This is a genomic window from Leminorella grimontii ATCC 33999 = DSM 5078, assembly GCF_000439085.1.
Classification (GTDB): Bacteria; Pseudomonadota; Gammaproteobacteria; order Enterobacterales; family Enterobacteriaceae; genus Leminorella; species Leminorella grimontii.
The window spans coordinates 1-5,906 of record NZ_AUUA01000031.1 but is presented as its reverse complement, the minus strand read 5'-3'; the positions used below and the strand labels follow the sequence as shown (position 1 = coordinate 5,906).

Below are 5,906 nucleotides of genomic sequence, written 5' to 3'. Positions count from 1 at the left end.
ACCGGCATTCAGGTGGAAGAGGGCGCGGTAGGCGGCAACAGCGGCAACATCACGCTGAGCGGCGCGGGCAGCGTCGGTCTGTCGGCCACGGCGAACACCACCGAGACCCGGCTCAGCTCGACGGGCAACATTACGCTCAACGGCGACTGGGACGGGGCGGACAGTCAGACCCGCTCGGCCGGCGTTCTGGCCAAAGGCAGCCAGGTGGAAGTGACGGTCGGCGACGGCGTCAACGCGGCGTCGGTCAATTTGAACGGGGCCGGAACGGTAGGGGTGCACGCCTCTGAAGGCAGTAAGGTGACGCTTAATGACAACGTGGCGGTCAATTTTGACAGCGACAAGTCGGACCAAATCGCCTTCTGGATAGACGGCGCCGGTTCAGCGATTGATACGCTGGCGGGCACGACGCTGACGCACGTCCACGGCGACGGGGCGACGCTGTTTTACGTGACCGACGGCGCGAGCTTAAGCGGCGACCTGAACCTCAACCTGTCGGGTAAGGTGGGTAGCGACAGGGTGACGTCGGGCATACGGGTGAACGGCGAGGATTCGCGGATAACGCTTGCCGGCGGCAGCCAGCTGACCATCGGCACCAACGCCACCGGCGTGCTGGCGGAGAACGGCGGCAAGGCCAATATCGAGGCGGGCGCGGCGTTTAACGCCAGCGGGATTAACGCGGTGGTGGGCAAGGCGACCGGGGAAGGCAGTACGGTGGAGAACCACGCGACGGTGACGTCGCTTGCGGGAAGCGTCGGCTCCACCGCCTTCCTGGCGCAGGATGGGGGCACCATCAACAACCAGGGCAACGTGAACCTGTCTTTGGGCGCTGGACATACGGCGATAGACCTGGACGGCGGCCACGTGGTGAACACCGGAGACATTCAGGCCAGCGGCACCGCCATTCATATCAAGGGGGCGAACGGCACCATCGACAACTCCGGGACCATTGCGGCGGTGGACGGGGTGGCGGCCATTCACGTGGACGCGGGGGCGGGGCTTGACCTGAGGGCGGTATCGGGCAGCGGCACCATTGTGGCCAAGGGCTCGGCGGACGGCATACTGCTGGATAGCGGCGCGACCGGCCTGAACGTAGCGGACACCGTGATTGATATGAGTGACGCGTCGTCCAGCGGTATCGGCATTCACAACGTGGCGGGTATCGCCGGCATTCAGTTGAGCAACACGGATATCAACGTTGGCGGTACCGGCATCGGCATCAAGACCGGTGCGACGCTGGCTAAAACCAACTCCGGCACCATTAACGTCACCGACGGTACCGGCATTCTGTACCTGAACGAAGACGGCAGCGGGTTGGCTTCGGATATCGACTTCTCCGATTCAAGGGATTTGACTATCAACGTGGCCGGCAGCGGCATTGGCGTAAAAGCGACGTTGGACGGCAATGACCGGGTGGTGAACACCGGGGTGAGCGTCAACGTCAATGGTGCCACCGGCGGTTCGGCGATAGACGTGAGCGGGGCGAAGACGGTGTCGAACTCCGGCAACCTGGTCTCGCAGTCTACGGTGGCGACCGGCAACGTGCTGAACGTGCACGATGCCGACACGATTGCCAACAGCGGCACCATTACGGCATCGGACGCGGAGCTGGCGGCGATTGCCATGTCCAACACCGGCAACAAGACCTTTACCAACATCGGCGACATCACCGGCTCGCTGGACTTCACCTCCGGCGATAACCGCATCAACCTGACCGGCGGCACTCTGACGGGCAACATCGCCGCCAGCGGCGGCGCGAATACGCTTACCGCGACCAACGGCTCGGTTCACACCGGCGACGTCACGCTCCTGGGCAACAAGGCCAACGTAGTGACGGTAAGTGAAGGCTCACAGCTGGGTAACGTCAGCCTGGGTGATGGCAATCACCTGATTACGGTAACGGACTCCACGGCAGGCAATATTGCCACTGGAGACGGTAACAGCCTGCTGACGCTGGCGAAGGCGGTCATCGGCGATATCGCGCTGGGCGACGGCGACAATACCCTGAATGCGACCGGCGCGACCACCACCGGCGTAATGGCAGCGGGCAGCGGTAAAAATGTCGTGACGCTGAAGGATTCGGCCCATCTGGGCGGTTTTGTTGGCGGGGCGGGCAGCGAGAACCATATTACGGTCAGCGACAGCGCGACCTTTGGGGCGCTGGACGCCGGAACCGGCGGCAGTCACGATACGCTGACCTTTGACGGCATCGACTATACGCTGGCGGCGGCGAGCGACGCGCAGCGCTTTGACATTATCAACCTGACTAATGGCTCAACCTTGACCACCGGTCAGCATATTCTGATGGGCGACACGGCGGCCTCTTCGGGGCGCATTGCCATCGATGCGGACTCGTCGCTGAACCTCAACCCGACGGCAGGCTACAGCCTGAACCATGCGTTGAGCGGTTCTGGCGTTATCAACGTGACCTCCGGTTCCCAGTTTGATTTCGGCTCTGCGGCGGGTAATCAGTTCGCCGGTCGGGTCAATATGAACAGCGACAGCTTCGCGCTGTCGGGCTTTAACACTACGGCGCTGACCAAGGCTATTTTGTCGGTGATGGGCGATAACGTCACCACCGTGGGCAGCGGCGTGCAGACCATCAGTGGTCTGGCCTTTAGCGGCGGTACGGTAGACTTTGGCGTCAGCCTGCCGAACGCGTCGGTGGCGAGTAACCGCATTGCGGCGACGTCACTGGACGCCAGCGGCACCGGCAGGGTGATGATTGACCACGGCGGCTTTGACAACGCCACCGCGCCGGTTGTTAATCAGACCAAAGGCCTGCTGGACCAGCAGACCGAGACGCTGGTGCAGTTGGCCTCGGCAACGTCCGTCACCGGCGAGGGGGGCAACCTTCAGCTGGTTGACGAAAACGGCAATGCTATCACCAACGCCAGCTCGACAGCCCTCTCTCAGAACGGGACGCACGCGGCGGACGCCTACTACGACTACCGTCTGACCACCAAGGACAACGGCGGCACGGCCAACGGCCTGTACGTGGGCTACGGCCTGACGCGCGTTGACCTGCTGGCAACCGGCAGCAGCGAACTGGTTATCAATACCGCCAACAGTAACGAGAAGGTGCTGTCGGCCAAAGTCACTGGCAGCGGCGACCTGGGCATTGCGGCGGGCAACGGCGCCAACGCGCTGACCCTGAGCAACCTCGACAACAGCTATACCGGCGAGACCGACGTGCAGAGCGGTACTCTGATAGTGGGCACCAACAATGCGCTGGGCCAGACCGCCAACCTGAAGCTGGCGACGGCCACCACCGTTAACCTGAACGGCAAGACCCAGACCATTGGGGCGCTGAACGGCGCGGCCGGTTCAACCCTCAGCCTGAACGGCGGCAGCCTGACGTTGACCAACGGCGGTACCTCATCCGGCTCGTTAACCGGCAGCGGCAATCTGACGGTGGCGGGCGGCTCATTGACCGTGACCAACGCCAACACCGGCCTGAGCGCCACGACGACGGTGAATGCGGGCGCAGAAGCGCTGTTGCAGAACGTGCAGGCTCTGGGAACGGGGGCGATAGTGGCGAACGGCGACCTGACGCTGCACGGTGCGGACGGCACCTTTGCCAACGCTATCAGCGGCAGCGGTACGCTGAGTAGTCGTAACGGCAGCGACGTGCGTCTGAGCGGCAACAACGCGGGCTTTACCGGCGTGGTGGACATTGACATGGCCTCGACGCTGACGGTGAGCGAAACGCAACACCTCGGCGGGGCCATCGCCGTGCTGAACTCGAACCGGTTTATCGTGGATAACGCGGCCGCGATGGCGCTGAATGCCCTCGTCAGCGGGACCGGCGACCTGATTAAGCAGAGCGCGGGCACGCTAACGCTCGGCGGCACCAACGTTTACTCCGGCAAGACTGACATTCAAAACGGCACGGTGGCCATCTCTGCCGACGCCAATCTGGGCGACGGCTCGGCCACCAACCTGACGGTGCTTAACGGCGGCAATCTGCAAATCACGGCAGACCTGACCTCCGCTCGCGACGTCACGCTGGAAAAAAGCGGCAGCGTGATTGTCGATAGCGGCGTAACGGCGACCATGAACGGCTGGGACGATACGGGCAATGCGGCCAACGCCATCACCAAGGCAGGTGACGGCACGCTTATCTGGACCGGCAACAACGGCGCCAATACGGCGGCTGTAAATGTGACCGGCGGTACGCTACAGGTAGAGAGCCTGGCTCACCTGGCCAGCAGCACCGGCGTCGTGAACCTGAGTGCAAGCGGCACGCTGTCTATCCTTAAAGACGGTGTGTCGGCGGACGACGTGGACTTTACCCGTACGCTTACCGGCAGCGGCACGCTTGCGGTCGACCTGGGCGACAGGGACAACGACTTTACCTTTAATACCTCGGCTGCCGGTGGCAACTTTAGCGGTACGGTGGCGATGGACAACGGCCGCTTCGTGCTGGACGCCAGCGCGCAGACGATGCTGGCTCGGGGAACGTTGGCGCTTAACGGCGACGGGACCCGGCTTGGCAGCGTGAAGCTTGACGGCAGTCACGCTATCGGTGGCTTGACCCTGAACGGCGGTCGTATCGAAGTGGATTACAGCGGTTCGGACCACCGTCCGCAGGGGACGCTCACGGTCAACACCCTTGACGCGGCCGGCGGCGGCCAGTTGACGATTACGACACCGGCCAACCTGCCCAACCCGATACCGACCAGCGGTATGTCGCTGTTTGACCAGGATGACAACGTCAGTGACCAAATTGTCATGGCGTCAACCGTCAACGGCGTGGGCAGCCAGATACAGGTGACGCAGGCGGACGGCACGCCGGTCGTGGCGGACACCCTGGTTGGTCTGGTGCAGGACGGGGTGGCAGCGGGCAACGCGCACTATAACTACTTTGGCGCAGTGAAGAGCGACGGGCTGTACCTGGGCTACGGCCTGACCCAACTGGACGCCTTTGCGGGCCAGTCGGTGATATTGAGCAACGCGGGTGCAACCGACGATAAGCTGGGGGCCAGGCTTACCGGCGACGGCGGCTTTACCGTCAACGCCACTGGCACGGTACGCATCGGCAACGCGGCCAGCGACTATCTGGGGGCGACGGACGTCAACAGCGGTACGGTGGTGCTGATTACCGATAACGGCTTTGGGAAGACGTCGAGCCTGAACATGCAGTCCGGTAGCGGGGTTGACCTTAACGGCAACGCGCAGACGGTCGGCCAACTGAATACCGCCGCTACCTCGATGCTCAACCTTAACGGCGGCGAGCTGACGGTGACTGACGGCGGGCAGGTTGACGGTAATCTGAGCGGTGCGGGCCAACTGACACTGACCGGCAATACTCTAACGCTCAGCCAGAACAGCAGCGGCTTTACCGGCACGACCAACATCAACGCCGGGGCGACGGCTCGTCTGACCGCGCCTCAAGGGCTGGGGCAGGGCATTATCAATCTGGCGGGCACGCTTAATCTGGATACGGCCCGCGGTACGCTGTTCAACAATCTTAGCGGTAACGGCGAAGTGACCTTGACCAACGGCGCGAACATGTACCTGGGCGGCAACAGCCAACACTACACTGGCCTGTTTACCGTCAATGCCGATACCACTTTAACGGCGACGACCGCCGCCAACCTGGGCGACGGCACGGTGAACAACGACGGTACCTTGGTGGTGGAGACCGACGGGCAGTGGACGCTGACCAACGCGGTGAGCGGCAACGGTTCGATGGTCAAGCGCGGCAGCGGCACGGTGGTGATTGACGGCGACAACGTACAGGCGTCACAAACCACTATCGAGAACGGCGTGCTTCAGCTGGGCAAGGCGGCCGAAACGCTGGCCAACCTCCAAAGCAACGTGACCATCGGCCAGTACGGCGCGCTGGGCGGCTACGGCACGGTGACGGGCAACGTGACCAACGCGGGTAATCTGGTGATGGGCCA

General features: G+C 63.1%; 1 protein-coding gene. It reads left to right on the top strand.

The genetic code is table 11. The features are described from left to right. On the top strand, window positions 1-5,906 hold a 5,906-nt coding region (locus G544_RS0117825; protein ID WP_027275843.1), incomplete at both ends, for an autotransporter-associated beta strand repeat-containing protein.